At 73.4% G+C, this 22,349-nt stretch carries 20 protein-coding genes and 1 pseudogene; 12 read left to right on the forward strand and 9 right to left on the reverse strand.

Annotated elements, in window-relative coordinates; all coding sequences use genetic code 11:
• The first annotated feature begins 60 nt into the window (after window positions 1-60).
• Entirely contained in the window at window positions 61-693 is a 633-nt protein-coding gene (locus EMA09_RS27750; protein ID WP_129843701.1) for a GNAT family N-acetyltransferase, read from the forward strand.
• Window positions 694-820: 127 nt separating this feature from the next.
• On the forward strand, window positions 821-1,486 hold the full coding sequence (locus EMA09_RS27755; RefSeq protein WP_129843702.1) for a hypothetical protein: 666 nt from the start codon (window positions 821-823) through the stop codon (window positions 1,484-1,486).
• A 59-nt stretch (window positions 1,487-1,545) separates the two neighbouring features.
• Here the strand turns inward: EMA09_RS27755 and EMA09_RS27760 are convergent, their stop codons facing one another.
• Window positions 1,546-2,130: a TerD family protein gene (locus EMA09_RS27760; protein ID WP_129843703.1), complete on the reverse strand. Its 585-nt coding sequence runs from the start codon at window positions 2,128-2,130 to the stop codon at window positions 1,546-1,548.
• Between the two features lie 226 nt (window positions 2,131-2,356).
• On the opposite strand from EMA09_RS27760, the gene EMA09_RS27765 reads away from it, so the two are divergent.
• Genes EMA09_RS27765 through EMA09_RS27775 form a run of 3 tightly spaced genes read left to right on the forward strand, consistent with a single transcriptional unit; the run spans window position 2,357 to window position 5,736 of the window.
• Window positions 2,357-3,520 (forward strand): Gfo/Idh/MocA family oxidoreductase, encoded by a 1,164-nt coding sequence (locus EMA09_RS27765; RefSeq protein WP_168220823.1) that lies wholly within the window; start codon window positions 2,357-2,359, stop codon window positions 3,518-3,520.
• Window positions 3,513-4,493: a sugar phosphate isomerase/epimerase family protein gene (locus EMA09_RS27770; protein ID WP_129843704.1), complete on the forward strand. Its 981-nt coding sequence runs from the start codon at window positions 3,513-3,515 to the stop codon at window positions 4,491-4,493. Before EMA09_RS27765 ends, EMA09_RS27770 begins: the two co-directional genes overlap by 8 nt.
• A gap of 22 nt (window positions 4,494-4,515) precedes the next feature.
• Window positions 4,516-5,736 carry an ROK family transcriptional regulator gene (locus EMA09_RS27775; protein ID WP_206306019.1) on the forward strand — a complete coding sequence of 407 codons (1,221 nt, stop codon included), beginning with the start codon at window positions 4,516-4,518 and terminating at the stop codon, window positions 5,734-5,736.
• A 23-nt stretch (window positions 5,737-5,759) separates the two neighbouring features.
• Here EMA09_RS27775 and EMA09_RS27780 read toward each other — a convergent pair whose 3' ends face one another.
• The gene (locus EMA09_RS27780; protein WP_129843705.1) at window positions 5,760-6,665 is read right to left on the reverse strand and encodes a sugar phosphate isomerase/epimerase; all 906 of its coding nucleotides are present in this window, start codon (window positions 6,663-6,665) and stop codon (window positions 5,760-5,762) included.
• On the opposite strand from EMA09_RS27780, the gene EMA09_RS29205 reads away from it, so the two are divergent.
• The 5 genes from EMA09_RS29205 (at window position 6,655) to EMA09_RS27805 (ending at window position 11,618) form a co-directional block, all read left to right on the forward strand.
• Entirely contained in the window at window positions 6,655-7,524 is an 870-nt protein-coding gene (locus EMA09_RS29205) for a hypothetical protein (RefSeq protein ID WP_240796603.1), read from the forward strand. The two genes, EMA09_RS27780 and EMA09_RS29205, sit on opposite strands and share 11 nt — an antisense overlap.
• Window positions 7,525-7,821: 297 nt before the next feature.
• On the forward strand, window positions 7,822-8,250 hold the full coding sequence (locus EMA09_RS29210; protein WP_240796604.1) for a hypothetical protein: 429 nt from the start codon (window positions 7,822-7,824) through the stop codon (window positions 8,248-8,250).
• A gap of 177 nt (window positions 8,251-8,427) precedes the next feature.
• On the forward strand, window positions 8,428-9,369 hold the full coding sequence (locus EMA09_RS27795) for a sugar ABC transporter permease (protein ID WP_129843706.1): 942 nt from the start codon (window positions 8,428-8,430) through the stop codon (window positions 9,367-9,369).
• Complete coding sequence (locus tag EMA09_RS27800; RefSeq protein WP_129843707.1) at window positions 9,366-10,250, forward strand: carbohydrate ABC transporter permease; 885 nt, start codon at window positions 9,366-9,368, stop codon at window positions 10,248-10,250. The genes EMA09_RS27795 and EMA09_RS27800 overlap by 4 nt, the downstream gene beginning before the upstream one ends.
• Before the next feature lie 12 nt (window positions 10,251-10,262).
• Window positions 10,263-11,618: a sugar ABC transporter substrate-binding protein gene (locus tag EMA09_RS27805; protein WP_129843708.1), complete on the forward strand. Its 1,356-nt coding sequence runs from the start codon at window positions 10,263-10,265 to the stop codon at window positions 11,616-11,618.
• Window positions 11,619-11,656: 38 nt separating this feature from the next.
• On the opposite strand, the gene EMA09_RS27810 is transcribed toward EMA09_RS27805, so the two are convergent.
• Window positions 11,657-12,685, reverse strand: coding sequence for a zinc-binding dehydrogenase (locus tag EMA09_RS27810; RefSeq protein WP_129843709.1), 1,029 nt, complete (start codon window positions 12,683-12,685; stop codon window positions 11,657-11,659).
• 144 nt (window positions 12,686-12,829) lie between these two features.
• Here EMA09_RS27810 and EMA09_RS27815 point away from each other — a divergent pair, with 144 nt between their 5' ends.
• A complete protein-coding gene (locus tag EMA09_RS27815) occupies window positions 12,830-13,438 on the forward strand; it encodes a TetR-like C-terminal domain-containing protein (RefSeq protein WP_346655862.1) in 609 nt (202 codons plus the stop codon).
• Window positions 13,439-13,539: 101 nt separating this feature from the next.
• On the forward strand, window positions 13,540-14,061 hold the full coding sequence (locus tag EMA09_RS27820; protein WP_129843710.1) for an RICIN domain-containing protein: 522 nt from the start codon (window positions 13,540-13,542) through the stop codon (window positions 14,059-14,061).
• A 58-nt stretch (window positions 14,062-14,119) separates the two neighbouring features.
• Here the strand turns inward: EMA09_RS27820 and EMA09_RS27825 are convergent, their stop codons facing one another.
• The 6 genes and pseudogenes from EMA09_RS27825 to EMA09_RS27850 form a co-directional block, all read right to left on the reverse strand.
• Window positions 14,120-15,937: a sulfatase gene (locus EMA09_RS27825; RefSeq protein WP_129843711.1), complete on the reverse strand. Its 1,818-nt coding sequence runs from the start codon at window positions 15,935-15,937 to the stop codon at window positions 14,120-14,122.
• 34 nt (window positions 15,938-15,971) lie between these two features.
• Window positions 15,972-16,736: pseudogene (locus EMA09_RS27830) on the reverse strand (SUMF1/EgtB/PvdO family nonheme iron enzyme); the annotation flags it as partial.
• 140 nt (window positions 16,737-16,876) lie between these two features.
• Window positions 16,877-18,817, reverse strand: coding sequence for an ABC transporter ATP-binding protein (locus EMA09_RS27835; protein ID WP_129843712.1), 1,941 nt, complete (start codon window positions 18,815-18,817; stop codon window positions 16,877-16,879).
• Window positions 18,814-19,674 (reverse strand): ABC transporter permease, encoded by an 861-nt coding sequence (locus EMA09_RS27840; protein WP_129843713.1) that lies wholly within the window; start codon window positions 19,672-19,674, stop codon window positions 18,814-18,816. The genes EMA09_RS27835 and EMA09_RS27840 overlap by 4 nt, the downstream gene beginning before the upstream one ends.
• A 5-nt stretch (window positions 19,675-19,679) precedes the next feature.
• Window positions 19,680-20,624, reverse strand: a complete 945-nt coding sequence (locus tag EMA09_RS27845) for an ABC transporter permease (protein WP_129843714.1) — start codon at window positions 20,622-20,624, stop codon at window positions 19,680-19,682.
• 10 nt (window positions 20,625-20,634) lie between these two features.
• The gene (locus tag EMA09_RS27850) at window positions 20,635-22,215 is read right to left on the reverse strand and encodes an ABC transporter substrate-binding protein (protein WP_129843715.1); all 1,581 of its coding nucleotides are present in this window, start codon (window positions 22,213-22,215) and stop codon (window positions 20,635-20,637) included.
• Between the last annotated feature and the right edge of the window lie 134 nt (window positions 22,216-22,349).

The following is a 22,349-nucleotide window of genomic DNA, read 5'->3' on the forward strand; positions in this document are numbered from 1 at the left end:
GCTCCGCCGCCGACAGCCCACCACCGGCGCACCCGCGTGCCGCGACGAAGGAGAGCAAGGATGACCGATCCCGTACCCACCGCCGGCGGCCGCCTGCCCGGAGCCGTGAACATCACGGGTCTCGGCCTGCAGTTGCGGGAGTGGGACGATGCCGATGCGCCGGTGATGGTGGAGTTGTTCGACGAACCCCAGGTCGGCCGGTGGACGCCCCTGCGGCACCCGTTCGACCTGGCCGCCGCCCGCACCTATCTCGACCAGGCCCGCACCCGCCGTGCCGAGGGGCGCAGCATCCAGCTCGCCATCACCAGTGACGGGCGGACCGCGCTCGGCGAGATCCTGTTGTTCGTCGCGGGTCCCGACGGGCCTTCGAATGGCGGCCCGTACGCCGAACTCGCCTACGCCGTCGGCAGCCGTCATCGGCGGCAGCGCCTGGCAGCCCGCGCGGTACGGCTGATGACCGACTACGCCTACCACGCCCTGGCACTGCAGCAGGTCGTCCTGCGCATCGACCCCGACAACGCGGCCAGCACGGCTGTGGCCCGCGCCACCGGTTTCCACGTCACCGACGCCGCCCCGGTCACCAGGGGGCGCGGGCCACTGCTGACCTGGCGCCACCAGGCCCCCGCGTCCTTGCCCCGCCCCTCGTACGAAGACGGGCAGGAGAACGCCCCGAGGCCCTTTCCGGCCACCTGAACCGCCACCGTCCGACGGCCCGGGCGACTGCGCCGGGCGGCGCGTGCCCCAAGGCCGACCGCCGTACTGTCAGGAGTACGGGACCCGCGGCGGCGCGACGCCGGGGCACGAGCACGTGGGGCGAGGAATGCGAACCGGGGAACATCGAGGAGCCGCCGACGCGGCACTGCTGCGGGACCGGCTGCGGCACGTCCGCTGGATCGGCGGCGGGAGCGGCGGCGGCAAGTCGACGGTCGCGCGTCGCCTGGCGGAACGGCACGGCCTGACCGTGTACGCGACGGACGACGTCATGCCGGACCACGCGCGCCGCAGCACACCGGAAGAAGCCCCGGAACTGGCCCGCTTCATGGCGATGGACATGGACGAGCGGTGGGCGCACCGCTCTCCCCGGACCATGCTGGACACCTTCCACTGGTACCGGGGCGAGTGCTTCGGGCTGATCGTGGAGGACCTGCTGCGGCTGCCGGCCGGCAGGGGAGTGGTCGCCGAGGGCTTCCGGCTCCTGCCGCACCTCGTCGCGCCGCTGCTGTCAGGACCGGAGCAGGCGGTGTGGCTGCTGCCGACGCCCCGGTTCCGCGAGGCGGCGTTCGAGAGCCGCGGCACGGCCTGGGACATCCCGGGCAGGACCAGCGACCCCGCGCGCGCGTCGCGCAACCTGCTGGAGCGCGACGGGATGTTCACCGACCGCCTCGCCGCCGGGACCGGGCGCCTCGGCCTGCGGTCGATCGAGGTGGACGCCCCGCTGAGCGAGGACGGACTCACCGGGCGGGTGGCACGCGCGCTCGGACTCTGAACCGCCGGGCACCGCGCCGGTCCGCCCCCGCCGCGTGGGGCGGACCGGCGCACGGGACCTCACTTGTTGACGGCGAAACGCATCAGGGAGATCTCGTCGCCCTGCTTGATCTTGCCGGTCTCGTTGATCACCTGGAGCTTCCAGCTCTGGCCGACCCGGATGGCCTTGGCGACGGCGCAGCCGTTGTCGTTCGTGAGCAGGCTCGGCCAGATGTCGGCGACCTGCTGGCTGCTGCCGCCCGTCGCGTCGTAGACCTTGATGCTGACGTTGCGCGCCTTCTGGAAGGAACTCATCTTCTTGAAGGCGGCCGCGACGAACACGATCGCGGTGATGTTCGGGGGCAGGCGGTCGAACTCGACGGTCACCGTCTCGTCGTCGCCCTCGCCGCGCCCCGACTGGTTGTCCCCGGAGTGGAGCAGCGCCCCGTTGCCCAGCGGGTCGGTGGAGTCGAGACCGGCGAGCCGCACCGGGTCGTCGCCCTGCATGGCGATGGCTATGAGGTCAAGGTCGGTGCCCATCTTGCGGCGGAGCTTGCCGATCACGCCGCCGCTGCTGCCCGCGGTCGGGTCCCAGGAGACTCCGATGGACAGGTGGGTCACGCCGTCCAGGTCGGCGGGTCCGTCGTCCTTCGTCAAAGTGATCATGGGTGATCCTCGTCTTCGGTGGCCGGGTAGGAGTGCCGTGTATGAGTGCAGTCTGCCTGGTCGTCTCCGGCTCCGGCGCATCAGGTCCGGTATGGGACGTTCCGCGCCCGGTGTTCGTGTCGTGTGCGTACGTCCGCGCGGGGCCGGGTGGTTCACCGCCGTCCTGCGGCCGGTTCCGGCCCCTCAATTGTTTGCCCCTACAACTTAATCGTGGCACGATGAGCCCATGTGGATAGCCGACTCGGGCACGGATTCCCTCACGGCCGGCGTGATCGGGGGAGGTTCCATCGCGGAGGTGCACAGCCGCGCGATCCGTGCCGCCGGCGGCACGCTGCGGGGCGTCGCCTCCAGTGCCCCGGAACGTGCGCGCGCGGCGGCACAGCGGTTCGAAGCGGCCCGCTGGTACCCCTCGCCGGACGACCTGATCGCGGACGACGCGATCGACATCGTGCACATCTGCAGCCCCAACGGCACGCACGCCGCGTACGCGGGCGCGGCCCTGGCGGCCGGCAAGCACGTCGTCTGCGAGAAGCCCCTCGCCACCACCCCGTCCGCCGCCGGGGAACTCACCGCGCTCGCCGAGCGCAGCGGCCTGGTGGCCGCCGTCCCCTTCGTCTACCGCTACCACCCGATGGCGGCCGAGGCCAGTGCGCGCGTCGCCGCCGGCGCGCTCGGCCCGCTCGTCGGCGTCCGCGGCTCCTACCTCCAGGAGTGGCGGCTCGCCTACGACGAGGACGGCTGGTGGAGCCTGCCGGCGGCGACGGGACCGTCCCGCGCCTTCGGCGACATCGGCTCCCACCTCGGCGACCTCGTCGAGTTCATCTCCGGCGACCGCGTCGTCCGGGTCGGGGCCGTCACCCGGACCGTGCGCGAGCACAGCCCCGGCGGCCGCAGGCTCACCACCGAGGACATCGCGGCGCTCACCGTCGAACTGGCCGGCGGCGCGGTGGGCACCCTGATGGTGTCCCAGATGGCCCTCGGCCGGAAGAACCGCCTCAGCGTCGAGATCTCGGGCACCGAGGCCAACCTCGCCTTCGACCAGGAGAATCCCGAGTCGCTCTGGTACGCCGACCGCGCCGCCGGCGCGCGGCACATCCCGCGCGACGCCCCCCGCCTGTCCCCGGAGGCCGCCCGGCTGTCCGTCCTGCCCGCAGGACACCCCATGGGCTACCAGGACGCGTTCAACGCCTTCGTCCGCGACGCCCACGACGCCGTGCGCGGCCGCGTCAGCCCCGCGCTGCCGACGTTCCGCGACGGACTGGCGATGGTCCGGCTCACCCAGGCCGTGATCGAGGCAGCGGCGACCGGCGCCCGCGTGCCGGTCGGCACCCCCGAGCCCCCACTGACCCCACCGACCCCACCGACCGAGGAGGTCCCCGCCCATGGGTGAGCCGAGCAACCGTCCCGTCACCCTGTTCACCGGCCAGTGGTACGACGTCCCGTTCGAGCGGATCGCCGCCGACGCGGCGGCCTGGGGCTACGACGGCGTCGAGGTCGACTGCGGCAACCACCTCGACCTCGTGCGCGCCGAGGAGGACCCGCGCTACCTGGACCGCTTCCGCGCCGTCCTCGACGAACACGGCCTCGGCGTATGGGCGCTGTCCCACCACGCGGCGGGCAACGCGGTCGGCACCCCCGCCTTCGACTTCCGCCACGCCGGCCTCCTGCCGCCCCACATCTGGGGCGACGGCGAGGCGGAGGGCGTGCGGGCACGCGCCGCCGAGTCGATGAAGCGCGCCGCCAGGGTCGCCGGGAAGCTCGGCGTCCGGCGGATCGTCGGCTTCTCCGGCTCGTCGATCTGGCCCTACGCCATCGGCTTCCCCGGCGTCTCCGAGGACGTCATCGAGGCCGGCTACGAGGACTTCGCCGCCCGCTGGAACCCGATCCTCGACGTGTTCGACGCCGAGGGCGTCGTGTTCGCCCACGAACCGCACCCCGGCGAGATCGCCTACGACCACTGGACGGCGCGCCGCGCCCTGGAAGCGGTGGACCACCGCCCCGCGTTCGGCTTCAACTGGGACCCGAGCCACCTGATGTGGCAGGGCATCGACCCGGTCGGCTTCATCACCGACTTCGCCGACCGCATCCACCACGTCGACTGCAAGGACACCCGGCTGCGCCCGCGTGACGGCCGCGCCGGTATCCTCGGCTCGCATCTGCCGTGGGGGGATCCCAGGCGCGCGTGGAACTTCGTCACGATCGGGCACGGTGACGTCCCGTGGGAGGATGCCTTCCGGGCGCTGACGGCCATCGGGTACACCGGTCCCGTCTCCGTGGAGTGGGAGGACATGGGGATGGACCGCGCCCACGGTGCCGCCGCGGCCCTCGCACACATCCGTTCCCTGCAGTGGCCGTCGCCGTGACGGCGGACCGGAGGTCGACATCGTGGTGGTTCCCGTCTCCGCGGTGAACGGCGGGGCGCGCCCCGCGGCCGGCAGGACGGCGGACGACCTGCGCCGCGACAACCTCGCTCTGCTCATGGGGCTCGTGCACCACAGCGGCGGGCTGTCCCGGGCCGAGCTGACCCGGCGCACCGGCCTCAACCGCTCGACCGTCGGCGCCTGTCTGGCCGACCTGGCGGCGCTGGGGCTCGTGGTCGAGGGGCAGCCCGAGGCCAGCCCGCGCAAGGGCCGCCCGAGCCCGGTCTTCCAGCCGTCGCCGGACACCGTGGCCGTCACCGTGAACCCCGAGGTGGACGCCCTCACGATCGGCCTCGTCGGACTCGGCGGCCGGGTCCTGGAACGCTGGCGCATCGAGATCTCGGCCGGCCTCACCGCCGGCGACGTCGTCACCCGCAGTGCGGCGGCGATCCGCGCGCTGCTCGCCGGCCGGTCGCTCGCCGTCGCCGGCGTGGCGATCGCCGTCCCGGGGCAGGTCAGGCAGCGCGACGGCCAGGTGCGGGACGCGGTGCACCTCGGCTGGCGCGAGGAACCCCTCGCGGCGCGGCTGGCCGAGGCGACGGGTCTGCCGACGAGGGCGGCGAACGCGGCCTCCCTCGGCATGACCGGTGAGAGCGCGTTCGGCGCCGGCCGGGGCGTGGACGACCTGGTGTACTTCATCGGCGGCGCCAGCGGCATCGGCGGCGGGGTGATCAGCGGCGGCCGTGTGGTGCGCGGCGCCTCCGGATACGGCGGCGAGCTGGGGCACTTCATGGTCCGCGGCGGCGGGCGGACCTGCCCGTGCGGTGCGCGGGGCTGCCTGGAGATCGAGGTCACCCAGCACGAGCTGCTGGACGCCGTCGGGCTCGCCGCGCACCGGGCGGACCGGCTGGACGAGGCCCTGGCCGCCACGCGCGACGCGGCGGTGCTCGACGTCGTCCGGCGCGACCTCGACCTGCTCGGCATCGCCGTCCGGAACGCGGTCAACGTGTTCAATCCCCGCCTGGTCGTGCTGGGCGGATTCCTGGCGGCGCTCTACCGCAACCGCCCGGACGACGCGGTCCTCGCCGGGGACGCGATCCGCTCCAGCCGGGAGTCGCTGACGATCGCCACCGCCGAACTGGGCGCCGACCAACTGACCATCGGCACGGCCGAGCTGGCGTTCTCCGACCTGCTCACCGACCCCGCCGGCCACACGCCCACGCGCACCGGGCCGACCGCGCCCTGACGGCCCGGTGCGCGCGGGCCTGCTCAGACCGGTCCGGCGAGCGCGGCGTCCAGGGCGCGTACGGCACGCCCGCACACGGCCAGGCTCTCGCGGGGCGGCCTGGGGGAGTGGTCCACCTCGACGACGATCCAGCAGTCGCTCTCCGCGCCGAGCCCGGCGATCAGGCCGGCGAGCGGCAGGTCGCCGAGGCCCGGTTCGCGCCACAGGCCGCGCGCGACGGTGGCGCGGTAGTCGAGGCCCTCGTCGCGGGAGCGCGCGGCCACGTCGGTGGCGATGTCCTTCAGGTGGACGCCGGCGACGCGCGCCCGGTGGGTCCCGAGCAGCCGTTCCAGGTCGGCCCCGGCCCAGGCGAGGTGCCCGAGGTCGGGGCCGAAGTCCAGGGCGGGGCCGGCCCCCTCCAGGACGGCGTCCGTCTCCCGCTCGGTCTCGATCCACGTGCCCACGTGCGGGTGGAGCGCGGGCACGGTGCCCTCGGCGCGCACGAGTCCGGCGGCCTCCCGCACGTCCGCCGTGATGCGGGCGAGGCGTTCGGCCGTGAACTCCCGGCCGAGCGCCGGCCGGCGCAGCCGCGGGTTGCCGGCGTCCAGGTCGAGCCCGAGGAAGACGACGGTCGCGCCGCACGCGGCGGCGGTGGCCGCCTGGGCGCGGACGTGGTCGAGGGCCGCGCGCCGTCCGGCGGCCCCGCTGTGCCGGCCGAGCGCCGCGTACCCGGGGCCGGCGGTCAGCCCGGCGCCGGCGAGCGCCCGCCGGTAGGACGCCGCGGACTGCCCCTCGGGTGGTGCGGGCTGCACGGCGTCGAAGCCTGCGGCGGCGACCGCGTCCAGCATCTCGCCGAGCGGTGGCGGGGACGTGAAGTCGAACCAGCCGTCCGCCGTGGCGAAGTACTGCAGCGGGTTGACGGCGACGGGGTGCCGTCCGATGCGCGTCACACCGCCGCCCGGGGGCGGGGGCGGCCGTGCCGGTGATGGCCCGCGCGGTGCGCAGGGCGAGGGCGACGACGTTCAGCGTGGGATTGGTCGTCGTGCGGGTGCTGACGACGCCGTTGCCCGCGACATGGAGATTGTCGGTGCCCCAGACCTTTCCGTGGCTGTCGGCGACCCCTGTCTCCTCCGTGCCGAGGCGGGTCGACCCCATCAGGTGCAGGCTGCCGCCGGGCGGCGCGACCGACAGGGCGAGCCCGTACGTCGTGTCCCGGACGGCGTCCGCGACGGCGGCGTGGTCGGCGACCGCGGCGTGCAGCCGGGCGCGGTCCTCATCGCCGAGGACGAAGCGGGCCGTGACCAGCGGCAGGCCCCAGCCGTCGCGCCGTTCGCCGTCGAAGACCAGCCGGTTGCCGGGGTCGGGGTCGACCCCGACGAACTGGCCGATGTCGGCGGTCTCGCGGACCGGCACGCCGGCGGGGAACCCGGGGACCTCCGTCCAGGGCGGCACGATCTGCGTGTGGGGGCCGCGCATACGGCTCGACGGGATCCATACGCCGAACGACTCGTCGTCGCCCGCCCCGTCGAGCAGGTGGTCCGCGAGCCGTACGCGCGAGCTGACCATCGTGTGATCGGTCAGGTACCGGCCGAGCGCGGGGGGCCGTACGCCCGAGGCGTGGAGGATGAGGGGGGAGCCGAGTGCCCCTGCGGCCACGACGATCTCGCCGGCCTCGACGCGCAGCCCGCGCCGTCCGGCGGCGTCCCCCGCGATCACGGCCGTCGCGCGGCTGCCCGCCATCTCGACGCGCCGGACGGCCAGGCCGGGAACGATGGTCACCCGGCCCGCGGTTCCGCCGCCCGGCGCTGACAGCAGCGCGTCGATGCCGGCGTACTCGATGACGCCGGCGGGTGTGCGGCGCATGCCGATGGGCAGCGGCTGGACCCCGCGCCCCGGCGGCAGGCCGGGGAAGCGTTCGGCGAGCGCGGCGAGCAGCCGGCGCTGCCGCACTCCGCCCGCGCCCACCTGCTCGTTGGACCACAGGAGGGCGGCGGCCTCGGACCACAGCGCGCGCATCTCCTCCTCGGGGACGGACGGTTCGGCCTCCGTCGCGTGGTCGGGGGGCGCGCAGACGTGCGACCAGAGGGTCATCATGCCGCCGATGCCATGGGCGAACCGTTGCCCGCGCAGCCCGGGCAGCGGGCGCTCGGCGTTCCCGTAGGGCACGAGACCGGCGAGGACGCGGGGGCCGAACTCGGTGAGGAGCTGTTCCTCGCGCGGGTAGGCGTTGCGCAGGTGGGTGCCGAGACCGGAGTCGTGCGGCCGGTCGCCCGCCTCCAGGACGACGGCGGTGAGGCCCGCGCGGGCGACCTCGCCGGCCACGGCGGCACCACCGGCGCCCGAGCCGATGACGGCCACGTCAGCCCGCAGGACTGCGCCGTCACTGGGGTCGCGCCGCACCTCGACGTGCTGGAGAGGCATTCCCGGTCCCTTCTCGCCGTGCTCCGGGCACGGGAGCTGCCCCGGCGGGGGCGCGCGGGCCGGCCCGGATGGATTCCACACGGATGCTTGCGTCGCCGCGCACCCGACTGCTAGACATGTTGGCACCAACAACAAAGTATTTCAATACGACTTGCCCGCAGATGGTGCTTATTCAACGGTGAAAGGACTCTGCGTCATGGTGCAGTTGGACGACCGCACAACGCTACGGTCCCCCGGAACAGCCGGGGAGCATGTGGAGTGCTTCTTCATGCACAGCGCGGAACCGGTCGGATGACCTCCGTCCCGACCACGGCCCCCGCGCGGACCCCCGCGGCGACACGGGTCCCGGCCCGCCCGTCCCGGAAACGGCGCAGCTGGACGGGGCTCTGGTTCGTCGCGCCCTTCCTGTGCGTCTTCCTCGTCGTGATCGTGGCGCCGATCCTGTACGCGGTCTACCTCAGTCTCTTCCGCGACCGGCTGATCGGCGGCACGATCTTCGTCGGCGCCGACAACTACCTCAAGGCCCTGCAGGACCCCGAGTTCTGGTCATCGCTGGGACGCGTGGGCGGCTACATGCTGGTCCAGGTCCCCGTGATGCTGGCCCTGTCCGTCTTCGCCGCACTGGCCCTCGACAGCGCGCGCCTCCACTTCCGGCCGCTCTACCGGATAGCCCTCTTCCTGCCGTACGCCGTGCCCGCCGTGGTCGCCGCGCTCATGTGGGGCTTCATGTACGGCTCCCAGTCCGGCCTCGTCGGCGACCTGAACGACCTCCTCGGCGTCGTCCTGCCCGACCCGCTCTCCAGCAGCTGGGTGCTCGTCGCGATCGGCAATGTCGCCACCTGGGAGTTCGTCGGCTTCAACATGCTGATCCTCTACTCCGCCCTGCAGCTCGTACCCAGGGAGCGCTATGAGGCGGCGACGCTCGACGGCGCGGGTCGCGTCCGGATCGTCCGGCACATCAAGCTCCCGGCGATGAAGCAGTCGCTCGTCCTGGCCGTCGTCTTCTCCGTCATCGGCAGCTTCCAGCTCTTCAACGAACCGAGCGTCCTCAAGTCCCTCGCGCCGAACACCATCTCGTCGGCCTACACCCCAAATCTCTATGCCTACAACCTTTCCTTCGCCGGCCAGCAGTTCAACTACGCCGCCGCCATCTCCATCCTCATCGGCCTGATCACCATGATCGTGGCCTATGTGATCCAGTACTTCGGCACTCGCCGGGAGGGGGCACGATGAGACGTCCGCACGCTCTGCCCGGACAGCCGGGAGGACGCAAGTCGATCCTGCTCACCCTGATGATGGGCCTGCTGCTGCTCTACACCGTGGTGCCCATCCTGTGGCTGGTCATCAACGCGACGAAGACCCAGGATTCGCTGCTGTCGTCCTTCGGCCTGTGGTTCTCCGGCGACTTCGCGCTGTGGGACAACATCGTCGACACCTTCACCTACGCGGACGGCCAGTTCGGCCGCTGGCTGCTGAACACTCTGCTGTACGTCGTCGTCGGCGCGGGCGGGGGCACCGTCCTGGCCACCCTGGCCGGCTACGGGCTCGCGCGTTTCGACTTCCCGGGCAAGCGCGCGTTCCTGCCCGTCCTGCTCGGCGCCATCGCGATCCCCGCCACCGCCCTCGCCGTGCCGACGTTCCTGCTCTTCAGCAACATGGCGCTCACGAACACCCCGTGGGCGGTGATCATCCCGTCGCTCATCAACCCGCTGGGCCTGTACCTGGTGTGGTTCTTCACCGAGGACGCCGTCCCCGAGCAACTGCTGGAGGCCGCGCGCATCGACGGCGCCGGCGAGTTCCGCATCTTCCGGACCATCGCCCTGCGGCTCCTGATGCCGGCCCTCGTGCCCGTCCTGCTCTTCAGCTTCGTCACGGCGTGGAACAACTACTTCCTGCCGCTGATCATGCTGAACGACGCCGACTGGCTGCCCCTCACGGTCGGCCTGAACAACTGGAGCATGCAGAACCAGCAGGCGGTGACGGCCACCGGGCACGCGATCGACAGCATCATCGTCACCGGCTCCCTCCTGTCGGTCGTCCCGACGATCGTGCTGTTCCTCGGACTGCAGCGCTACTGGGAGTCCGGCCTCGTCGCCGGCAGCGTCAAGGAATAGGAACCGAGCCGCATGCACCTCTCCACCAGGCCCGTACGCAGGGCGCTTCCCCGTGCGGCACTCGCCGCCACCGCCGCGGCCACGCTGGCCCTGACGGGCTGCTCGGCCGGGGACTTCGACACCGGATTCACCGCCACCGCCGCCGAGATCGACCGGGCGCTGCACACCGAGACCTCGATCGACTTCTGGTCCTGGTCGCCGCAGGCGGCGCAGATGGCCGAGGCGTTCGAGGAGGAGTACCCGGACATCACCGTCAACGTGACGAACGTCGGCGGCAGCGATGTCGCCTACACCAAGCTGCAGAACGCCATGAAGGCCGAGTCCGGCATCCCGGACGTCGTCTACATGGAGTACCTGGCGATGCCGCAGTTCGCCCTCCAGGGATCGCTCACCAACCTGGAGGAGTACACGCGGGACACGCTGGAGGACGAGTTCTCCGACGAGATCTGGTCGCAGGTCGCCACCCGCGACGGCGTCTACGGCGTCCCTCTCGACTCCGGCCCGCTCGTCCTGTACTACCGGCCCGACGTCTTCGAGGCCCACGGGCTCGACGTCCCGACCACCTGGGACGAATACGCCGCGGCCGCCCGGACCCTGCACGAGGAGGACCCGAGCGCGTACATCACCGCCGACGCGGGGGACGGCAACGGTGCCCTGGCCATGATCTGGCAGGCCGGTGGGCGCCCGTTCGCCTCCTCGGGCGGCGACCTGTCGGTGGACCTCCAGGACTCCGGCAGCGCCGCGTGGGCCGACATGTGGGGCGGCCTGCTGGACGAGGGGCTGATCGCCGACCGGGTGGCGCAGTGGTCGAACGAGTGGCTGCGCGGCATGGCGGACGGCACGTACGCCACCTGGGTCGCCGGGGCCTGGGGCGGTTCGGCCCTGGAGAGCCATGTGCCGAGCGCCGCCGGGAAGTGGCGCGTCGCGCCGATCCCCCAGTACGCCCCCGGGGAGGACGCGGGGTCGGAGAGCGGCGGCTCGGGGCTGACGATCCCGGCCGGCAGCGACGACAAACTCGCCGCCATGGGCTTCGTCCAGTGGATGACGACCAGCGAACGGGCCAACGGCATCTGGACCGACGCCGGACAGGTCCCGGCCGTCTCCGACGTCCTCGCCTCGGACGCCTGGCTCGACGCCGAAGCCCCCTACTTCGGGGGCCAGCAGGTGAACCGCGTGTACGCCCGGGCGTCCGCCTCCGTGCTGCCCGGCTGGCAGTACCTGCCGTTCGAGCCGTACGCCAACAGCGTCTTCAGCGACACGGTCGGCCAGGCGTACGCGGGCGCTGTGTCTTTGAGCGAGGGCCTGCGGAACTGGGAGGAGAAGATCCGCTCCTACGGCGAGGAGCAGGGGTTCACCCTCCGGGAATGACACGGCGGGCGGGGGGAGACCCCCGCCCGCCCGGCGTCTCAGGGCCGCAGCACCAGCCGGATCGGCGACCCCTCCTTGGTGTGCATCCGCTCGACCGCCCGGTGCACGTCCTCCAGCGGCAGCACGTCCGTGACCGAGCGCGAGAAGTCCAGCCGCCCGCCCGCGGTCAGCCCCACGAGCTGCCCCACGGCGTCGTCCCCCGACCCGTAGTGGCCGAGCACCTGCTGCCGCAGGAAGCTGAGGCCGGTGCTGTCCTCGATGTGCAGTGGGCGTCCGGTGAGCCCGACCAGCACGAGCCGGCCGCCGACCCCCAGCACGCGCAGCGCCTGCGCGCGCACCGCCTCGACACCGGCGAAGTCGAACGCCGCGCGCAGCCCCTGCCCGCCGGTCAGGCCGGCCACCCGCGCGGCGAAGTCCGGATCGCCGGGGTCGAGGGCCTCGTCGGCACCGAAGGCGATGGCGCGCTCGCGCGCCACCGGCTCCGGGTCCACGGCGATGACGGGGTACGCGCCGACCGCCCGCAGCAACTGCACCCCGTGCGCCCCGAGACCGCCGACGCCCCACACTCCGACGGCCTCCGCGGGACGGACGGCGCCCGTCTCCGTGATCGCTCCCCACGGCGTCGAGACCGCGTCCGGGATGATCGCGGCCTGCTCGAAGGGGATCGACCCGGGCAGCGCGGTGAGCGTGCCCACCGAGGCGAGGGCGTACTCGGCCCAGCCGCCGTCGTAGTCCACGCCGCGCGTCCACAGCTGCTCACCGCGGTGCTCCCCGGCCTGGAGGACCACCCGGTCGCCCTCCTGCCATCCGGCGACCCCGGGGCCGAGGGCGGCCACCGTGCCGGCGACCTCGTGCCCGAGCACGACGCTGTCGCCCGTGCGGTAGCGGCCCCCGGTCAGCGTGCCGTCGATCAGGTGCACGTCCGAGAGGCAGACCCCGGCCGCCGCCACGCGCACCAGCACCTCGCCCGCGCCCGGCACCGGCTTCGGCACGTCCTCCACGCGCAGCACGCGGTCGGGGTAGTGCAGCCGTGCCGCGCGCATCGTCTCCCCGGTGGTCTCTCCCATGGCGGTCTTCTCTCGTCCGGTCCGGAGCCGCGGCCCCGGATCGTCCCCCGGCGGACCCGGCCGCGCCCCAACGCAAGTCTTCCTGCATTGGACGGTACGACCCGCTCGCGAGCAATGCAAGGAGCCTGGCGTTAGCCTGGTGCCGTGGACGAACGCACCGGGCACACAGCGGCGGCACCCCTGCGGCGGCGGGGCGAGCCGATGCGGCGGGCCGTCCTCGCCGCCACCGTCCGGCTCCTCGTCTCCCGGCCCTACGGCGACGTCACGGTCGCGGCCGTCGCGCAGGCCGCAGGCGTGCACGAGACCACCGTCTACCGGCACTGGCGCACCCGCGAGAACCTCATCCACGACGCGGCGCGCGCCTGTGCCGACCGGGCACTCCCGCTGCCCGACACCGGTGACGTCCGCACCGACCTGCGGACGCTCGCCGCATCGCTCGTGCGGCTGCTCGCCTCGCCGGAGGGCCGGGCGCTGCTGCGCATCGCCGTCCGGCCCGCCGACGAGGCCCCGGGCACGAAGGCCGACGCTCAGCGCCGCGCCGCCTTCTGGGCGGACCGTCTGGCCAGGGCCGAGACGCTCGTCCACCGGGGCAAGGAGCGCGGCGAGATCGGCGCGGACCGCGACGCCGCCCTCGTCATCGAGGCGCTCTGCGCGCCGCTCCTGACACGCGCGCTCCTCGCCGGCGGCACGATGGACGACGGTTTCGTCGCCCGCCTCGTGGACCAGGTGGTGGACGGCGCCGCCCCGCGGTGACCGGCGGCCGCGCACCGGACGCCTCGACCGCACCGGGAGTACACCCGCGCATCACCTGCACGACGCCTCGCCCTCACCCGCCGGGGCGAGAGTCCCACGACATGAACTCCCTCACACGCCACAGGCGTTCCGTCATCGTGGCCGGTCTCGCGGCACTGCTGCTGGCCCTGTCCGGCACGCTGTCGACGGCATCGGCCGCCACCACCTACTGGACCTTCAAGAGTTCCCACAACGGCAGATGCCTCACGGGGTCATCCAGCGGCGCCGTGTGGGTCGCGTCCTGCAACGGCGGGTCGTCGCAGCAGTGGGACTGGGTCGGAACGGGCAGGTCGTACCTCGGCCAGTCGTACCACATGCTGAAGAACCGGGCCGCCGGCGAATGCCTGATGACCGACTTCAAGACCGACCGCAACTCCGTCTGGCTGAGCGCCTGCGACGGTGACGAGGTCGGCCTGTGGTGGTCGAACGACGTCCCCAACCAGCTCGACCTCTACTCCAGCACGAACAGTCTGCGGGTGTCGCCCTCGGGGAGCGACGCCGTCTACACGTCGGACTGGCTGGTCGACGAGAACGCCTACGGCATCCCCTACTCCTCGCACTCCTGGAGCCGGTCCCACACCTGACGCGCGCGAGGGCCGGCCGCTCCGTCCTCCCCGGGGCGGAACGGCCGGCCCCGCGGCATCAGCGCCGCCCCGCGGCCCGCGCCACCGACCCGGTCCCGGACACGGCGGGCGGTGGGAACAGGCGGGCCAGGTCCTCGGCGAGGGCGGTCAGCCCCTCGTGGTCGACAGCCCGTGTCGTCGCGGCCAGTTGCAGCAGGGAGCCGCCCGAGCGGAGCGTGAGGAGTTCGGAGTCGAGCAGCCCGGGCAGGTGGCGGCGCACCGCGTCGGCGGCGAGCGGGTGACGCAGCAGTTCGGCGAGCGGCGTCCGCAGGTTGACGGTGCCCTCGGGGAAGTCACCGACACGGGGCGTGGGGCGGCTCGCGGCGTCGGCGCGGGCGCGCTGCGCGGCGACCAGCAGGTGCTCGTCGCCGACCTCGTCCGGCTCCCAGGGGATGCCGAGGCGTTCGAACTGGCTGATGGGCGCGTCGTTCGCCCGCAGCGCCGTGACCAGCAGGCGGATCATCCGCAGTTCGGTCGCGTCGTCGACGACGGGCCGTTCCTGTGCCGGGTCGGTGGCCAGGTCGAACAGCAGCGTCCCGAAGTGGGCCGGGCCGAGCAGCGCGGAGGTGCGGGCCGCGACGCGGAGGGTCCGGACTCCCTTCGTGAAGGAGAACGGCTCGGCGAGCGTGACGTCGGCGAGTTCCTCGGGCGTGAACCGGCCGCGGATGCGCGTCGGCATGAGGGTGTGCTCGTACAGCGGCCGGTTGTCGTCGTCCACGCAGGCCCGCATGTAGACGTGACGGCCGTCGGTGATGTTGACGTGGCCGCCGAAGATGCCGAACAGCGCGGCCTCCCGCGTCGCCTCGGCCAGGGGCCGGCCCTGCATGTCGGGCGTCCGTTCGACCCCGAAGAACTCCAGCAGCGTCGGGGCTATGTCGACGGTCTGCACCAGCCCCGCGTGCCGCGTGCCGGCGAGCCGGGGACGACGCGGGTCGTGGAGGAACAGCGGCGTGTGGACCAGCTCGTTGTACCAGGGCTGGACCACCTTGGCCCACCAGCCCTTCTCGCCCAGCAGGAACCCGTGGTCGGTGCAGACGATCAGGAGCGTGTCCTCCCACAGGCCGTACGCGTCCATGGCGTCGAGGACCCGGCCGAGGGAGTGGTCGCACATGGACAGGAGCGCCGCGTACTCGTACCGCGCGTGCGCGACCTGCTCGTCGGTCTCGGTGACCCGCGTGTAGTCGGGCCAGTCGAAGTGCGGGCCGTCGTAGTCGTGCGGATACAGGTCCTTGTACTTCTGATGGGTGAAGAACGGCTCGTGCGGGTCGAACGTCTCGATCTGCACGAACCAGCCGTCATCGGCGTGGTTGTCGCGCAGGAACTCGAGGCCCGCGTCGAACGTGAGGGTCTGCGGCTGCTTCGCCTCCGTGTCGAGGTACTGCCGGTTGACCCAGTCCTGGCGCCAGGTCTCCCCGCGGGACGAGTGCAGGTCCGCGGGGACCGCGGGATCGGCCACCCGGCCCTTCCACGGGTCGCCCTCCTGCCCGCGGAAGAACTCCCAGCTGCTGTAGCGCGTGTGGTACGTGGCGCCGCCGTCTTCGAAGTAGTGCTGGTGATCGCTGACGAGATGCGTGTACACGCCGCTGCGCTTCAGCAGTTCGGGCATCGAGTCGTCGAACGGTTCCAGGGGTCCCCAGCCGCGGTGCAGGAAGTTGTGGCGGCCGGTGTGCAGTTCGCGGCGCGCCGGCATGCACGGCATCGACCCGGCGTAGCAGTTGTCGAACGTGACGGTCCGTGCCGCGAGACGCGCGAAGTTGAGCGCGTGGGTCCACTCGGCGCCGTAGGGCGGCAGCAGATGCCGGTTGAGGCTGTCGAACATGACCATGATGGCCTTCACGATGCGGCTCCTTCGGGGGCGCGGGGGTGACGGGGTCGGCGGCGCAGCGGAAACCGCCGTGGCCGGTGGAGGAGTCGGGGGTGTTGTGGGACCGCGCGGCGACGCGGTAGCGGTTGCAGTACGACGCGTGGCACAGGTACGAGCCGCCGCGGATGACGCGTTCACCCGGTCCCCAGGCGTCGGCGCACCACTCCCACACGTTCCCCGACGTGTTGAACAGCCCGAAGGCGTTCGCCCCGTACGCGGTGACGGGCACCGTGCCGGGCCGTCCGCCCGGCCGGGTCGGGCGGTAGCGGTGCGGGAAGTCGCCCCGCCAGATGTTGCACTTCTCCTCACCGCCCGGGTCGAGCTCGTCGCCCCACGGGTACCGCAGGCCCTCGGCGCCGCCGCGCGCCGCGTACTCCCACTCCGCCTCCGTGGGGAGGCGGGCGCAGGCCCACGCGCAGTAGGCGAGGGCGTCGGCGTGGGAGACGTGGACGACGGGATGGTCGGCGCGGTCGTCGATCCCCGAGCCGGGACCCTCGGGGGCGCGCCATGTCGCGCCCTCGACGGCGAGCCACCACGGCGCCCCGGGGACGCGGCCGAGCACATGGCGGTCGCCGCCGGGGGCGAGCAGGAGGTGGAAGACGTACGAACTGCCGTACCGCTCGGCGTCCGTCACATATCCGGTGGCCCCGGCGAACGCGGCGAAGGCGGCGTTCGTCACGGCGGTCGTGTCGATGCGGAACGGGTCCACCCGCACCGCGCGCACCGGCCCCTCGCGGTCGGCGTGGTAGCCCTCGCCGAACGCGTCACCCATGAGGAACGTGCCGCCGGGCAGCGCCACCTGGTCCCCGCGCGGCGGCACCGCGCCACGCGGCGGGGGAGGCGCGAGCGCGAGCAGCTCCGTGTCGTCCCGGCCGTGTCCGTGTCCGTCGCGGGCTGGACCGCAGCAGGCGCTCACGGGGCCACGGCCTCGGACTCGGCGCCGCGCGCGGCGGCGGGGGACGTGCGGCGGGCCGCCTCGACGGCGGGGTCGGGCACGGGCGCGGCGGCCAGCAGTTCGCGCGTGTAGGGGTGGCGGGGCCGCTCGCAGACCTCGTCGGCCGGTCCGGTCTCGACGATGCGTCCCTGCCGCATCACGGCGATGCGGTGGCTGATCCGGCGGACCACCGCCAGGTCGTGCGCGATGAAGACCATGGCCAGGCCGAGCCTGCCCTGCAGGTCGGTGAGGAGGTTGACGATCTGCGCCTGCACGGACACGTCGAGGGCGGAGACCGGCTCGTCGCAGATCAGGACGGACGGTTCGGGCGCGAGGGCACGGGCGATCCCGATGCGCTGGCGCTGTCCGCCGGAGAAGTCGCGCGGGTGCCGGTCCGCGGCGTCCGGGGCGAGCCCCACGGCCGTCAGCAGCCCGGCGACGCGTTCGGCCCGCTCGGCCCGGTCGCCGATGCCGTGCGCGACGAGCGGCTCGGCGACGATCGCGCCGACGGTCAGGCGCGGGTTGAGGGAGGCGTAGGGGTCCTGGAACACCATCTGGACCTCCCGCCGCAGCTCCTTGAGCTGCCGCCCGGTGACGGAGGTGACGTCACGGCCGCGCAGCAGCACACGGCCGCCGGTGGCGGGGTGGATCCGTACGAGGGTGCGGGCCAGGGTGGATTTGCCCGAGCCTGACTCGCCGACGATGCCCAGCGTCTCCCCGGCGGCCAGTGTCAGGTCGACACCGTCCAGCGCCGTGAACGGCGTGCGCCGCAGGGCACGCGTCCCGCGCCCGGGGAACGTCTTGCGCAGCCCCGAGACCACGAGCAGCGGCCCGGACCGGTCCGCCGGACTCTCCGCGCCGGTCCGGGCGGTGACGGTGGGCACCTCCTCCGGACGCGCGGGCGCCGGGATGTGCGGCGCGCGCAGGAGCCTGCCGGGCGGGAGCGGCGAGCCGTCGCCCGCCACCCAGCACGCGGTGCGCCCGTCGCCCGTGGGACGCAGCGGCGGCGCGGCCTCCCGGCACCGCTCCTCGGCGAGGGGGCAGCGCGGGGCGAAGGCGCAGCCCGCGGGCGGGTCGGCCGGGTCGGGCGGGGTGCCCGGAATGCTGTGCAGGCGGGTTCCGGACGGCGCGTCCAGCCTGGGCACGGCGGCGAGGAGACCGGCGGTGTAGGGGTGGCGCGGGTGGGTGAGGACCTGCTCGGTCGGGCCGTCCTCGACGATCGTGCCGCCGTACATGACCACGACGCGGCGGCAGGTCCGTGCGACGACGCCCATGTTGTGCGTGATGACGACGAGGGACGTGCCCGTCTCGCGGTTGAGGCGCTCCAGCAGGCCGAGGATCTGGTCCTGGACGGTGGCGTCGAGCGCGGTGGTCGGCTCGTCGGCGAACAGCACGTCGGGCTCGTTGGCCAGCGCCAGGGCGATCACGATCCGCTGCCGCTGCCCGCCGGAGAACTGGTGGGGATGGTCGTCCAGGCGCCGCGCGGGTTCGGGGATGCCGACGAGGCCGAGGAGTTCCTCGGCGCGGCGGGCCCGCGCGGCGCGGTCGCCGCCGCCGTGCGCGCGCAGGGCCTCGTCCAGGTGGCGGCGGACGGTCAGCACCGGGTTGAGCGCGGTCATCGGGTCCTGGAAGACCATGGCGACGCGGGCGCCCCGCACGGCGCGCAGCTCGTCCTCGCCAGCGGCCGTGAGGTCCGTCCCGCCCAGCCGTACGGCCCCGCCGGTGATACGGCCCGAGCCGGGCAGCATCCGCATGACCGCGAGGGCGGTCGTGGACTTCCCCGAACCGGACTCGCCGACGATGCCGAGCGTCTCGCCGGGCCGCACCGTGAGGCTGACGCCGCCCACGGCGCGCACGGGACGGCCGCCGGGGCCGGCGAACTCGACGCGCAGGTCGGTGACGTCGAGGGACGCGGTCATCGGCGGACTCCCTTGTTCAGGGCCTCGGCGATCAGCGTGAAGCCGAGCACGAGGGCGGTCACCGCGACCAGGGGCGGCACGGCGATGTGGGGGTGGGTCGAGAGGTAGGGCATGGCCTGGCTGAGAACGCTGCCGAGGGTCGGGTCCGGTGGCTTCACCCCGATGCCGAGGAAGCTCATGGCTCCCTCGATGAACACGGCGGCCGGCAGGGAGACGGCGAGCTGGACGACGACGGGGTCGACGGCGTTCGGCAGGACATGCCGCAGCAGGACCCGCACGGGCCCCGCCCCGCCGGCCCGCGCGGCGACGGCGTACTCGCGCTCCCGCTGGAGGAGGACGGAGCCGCGCAGGACGCGGCCGAAGCCCGGTGCCTCCGCGAGGGCGATGACGAGGATGACGGGCCAGTAGCCGGGACCGAGGACGGCGGTGATGGCGAGCCCGAGGATCAGCCCGGGGAACGCCAGCACGAGGTCGAACAGGCGCTGCACCACCACGTCGGCGGGGCGCCAGGCCGTGGCGGCCAGCGCGAGGACGCTGCCGCCGACGGCGGCGACGGGCACCCCCACCAGGATGATGCCGAGGTCCGTGCGGATGCCGTACAGCACCCGGCTGAGCAGGTCGCGGCCCACCTCGTCGGTGCCGAGGAGGTGGGCCGCTCCCGGGCCGGTGAGCGCGTCGGCGCTCTGTTCGGTGGGCGCCGGGCCGGCGATCACCGGGGCGAGGAGCCCTGCGGCGGCGACCAGGCCGACGAGGACGAGTCCGGCGATCCCGCGGGGCGTGCGGAGACCGGCGATGTAGGGGTTGCGGACGCGCCGACGGGCGGGCGCGGGGATGTCGGGGGCGAGCAGTGCGGTCATCGTGGTCACTCCCACCTGATCCGGGGGTCGAGCCAGGCGTAGGCGATGTCGGTGAGGAGCTGGACGGCGACGAAGATCGCCACCAGCAGGAGCAGGAGTGCCTGGACGACGGGGTAGTCCCGCACGACGACGCCCTGCTGGGCGAGCTGGCCGAGGCCCGGCCAGGCGAACACGGCCTCGACCAGGATCGCGCCGCCGAGGAGGTGCCCGATCTGCATGCCGAGCACGGTGACGGCGTTCGGCAGGGCGTTCGGCAGCGCGTGCCGCCACAGGATGCGGCGGCGCGGGACGCCCAGCGCGACGGCGGTGCGCACGTAGTCCTCGGCGAGGGCGCGCTCCAGCCCGTCCTTCAGATAGCGGGCGAGGACGGCGGCGCTCGGCAGAGCCAGGCACAGGGACGGCAGCAGGAGGAACTGCACCCCGAGGTCCGGGGCCTCCAGGACGGAGAGGCGGCCCCCGGAGGGCAGCCACCGCAGCGTCACGGCGAACACGAGGACCAGCAGCACGCCCGTGACGAACGGCGGCACGGCCAGGGCGCCGGTGGTCAGAGCGCGGACGGCGGCGCGGACCGGACGGCGGCGGGCGGTGGCACCTGCCACACCGAGGACGAGCCCGAGCCCGACCACGAGGAGCAGCGCCCCGAGGGCGAGTTCGATGGTGGCGCCGAAGCCGTTGCCGATGAGTTCGGCGACGTCGCCGCCGATGGCGTAGGAGGGGCCGAGGTCGCCGCGCAGCAGGTCGCCGAGCCAGGACGCGTACTGCGTGGCCAGCGGCTCGCCGAGGCCGAGGCGGTCACGGATCGCGGCGACCGTCTCGGGCCCCGCGTCGGGTCCCGCCAGCGCGGTGGCCGCGTCGCCCGGTATCAGGCGCAGGATGAGGAAGACGGCGAAGGAGGCGAGCAGCAGGGTGAGGAGGGCGGTGGGGACACGTTTGATGAGATAACCGGTCATGGCCGTTCCGTCATGCCAGATAGGCGTTGTCGAGGGTGAGGTAGCCGAACTTGTTCACGGTCACGTCCCGGACGTCCGCCCGGGCCACCTGGAGCTGCGCGCGCACGACCAGGTCGATGATGAACGCCTCCTCCAGCAGCGTGTCCGAGATCCGCCGGTAGAGGGCGAGCGCCTCGTCATCACGCGGATCGGTGCGCCGCCACGCTTCCTGGACGGCCTCCGTGTACGCGTCGGAGCTGAACCGCGAGGTGTTGTGCGCCTCGTTGAAGGGGTAGGCGCTGACGGCGAGCGTGGAGGGGGTGACCTGCGCGAACCCGTGGTTCATGGTCCACAGGGCAGGCATGTCCTGGGAGATGAGGCGGCGCTGCGCGTTGGCCGGGTCGTAGGGCTGGAGTTCGACGTCGATGCCGACCTGCTGGAGGTCGTACTGCACCATTTCCGCGATGACCTGGTCACCGGGCGTCGCGGAGTATCCGAGCGGCACGTGGAGGCCGCGCGCCCCGGCGGAGCGCAGCAGGTCGCGGGCGCGCTCGGGGTCGTGGCCGTAGTGGGTGCGGCCGGCCTCACTGAAGGCGGGGGAGGAGCGCGGCCACGGCGCGGAGCTCGCCAGTCCGTAGCCGCCGAGGGCCTGGTCGACGATGCGGTCCCGGTCCACGGCCCAGGCGATGGCCTGGCGGACGGTGCGGTCGTCGGTCGGCGCGACCGCGACGTTGGCGCCGACGTAGGCCGCTCCCGAGCCGATGTCGTAGCTGGTGACGGTGAACTGCGGATCGCTCGTCAGCGTCCGCACGTCGCGGCCCGAGAGCCCGAGGGACAGGTGCGACTGCCCCGTCCGCAGCGACGCCATGAGGGAGTCGGCCTGGGCGATGATCCGTATCTCGACACCGTCGAGGTACGGCCGCCCGCGCAGCCAGTACGCGTCGTTGCGCGCCAGGGTGAGTCCGGAGCCGGGGCGCCGGTCGGTGAGCCGGAACGGCCCGGTGCCGTTCAGGTGTTCTCCCGTGACGGCCTGCTCGACGGTCTCCCGGTCGGCGATGATCATGAACTCGAAGAGGTCGAACAGGTTGCTCACCGGATGGTCGAGCGTGAGGACCAGCTCATGGTCACCGCGCCGGTCGAAGCCGGTGACGGCCTCCGCGGTGGACCGCAACTGGGCGGAACGCTCCGGGTTCTGGAGGTTCTGCACGGCGAAGATCACATCATCGGCCGTGAAGGGCCGGCCGTCGTGGTACGTGACGTCCTGGCGCAGCAGCAGCCGTACGGTCCTGCCGTCCTCCGACACCTCCCACGACTCGGCCAGCTCGGGCTGCGGGACGAGGTCGTCGTCGTAGCGCGTGAGCGTGTTGAAGACCAGACGGTGCAGGAGATTCATCGACGCCTGGGTGAACAGTAGCCCCGGGGTGAAGTCCACGCCGTGCGCGACGGTGAGGACACCGCCGCGGCGCGGGCCGCCGGCGGCGGACGAACTCTCGTTCATGCGGGCCGCCGACCGGCAGGCGCCGACCGCGAGCAGCGCGGAGCCGGCGCCCAGGGCGCGCAGCAGCCGGCGCCTGGTCGGCCCGTGGGGGACGGCGGATGTCGAAGGGTGCATGGAGGCCTACCGGTTGCGAGGGGAGCGGAACCCGCCCGCTCGGCGCGGGGAACGGCAGCCGTTCCTGATTGATTGCTTGCCGAGGGGAAGGAATCCCGCGCGGCGCCGGGTCGCGGTCAGCGGGCGCGTGGATG

Origin of the sequence: Streptomyces sp. RFCAC02, from assembly GCF_004193175.1 — a bacterium.
Taxonomy (GTDB): Bacteria; Actinomycetota; Actinomycetes; order Streptomycetales; family Streptomycetaceae; genus Streptomyces.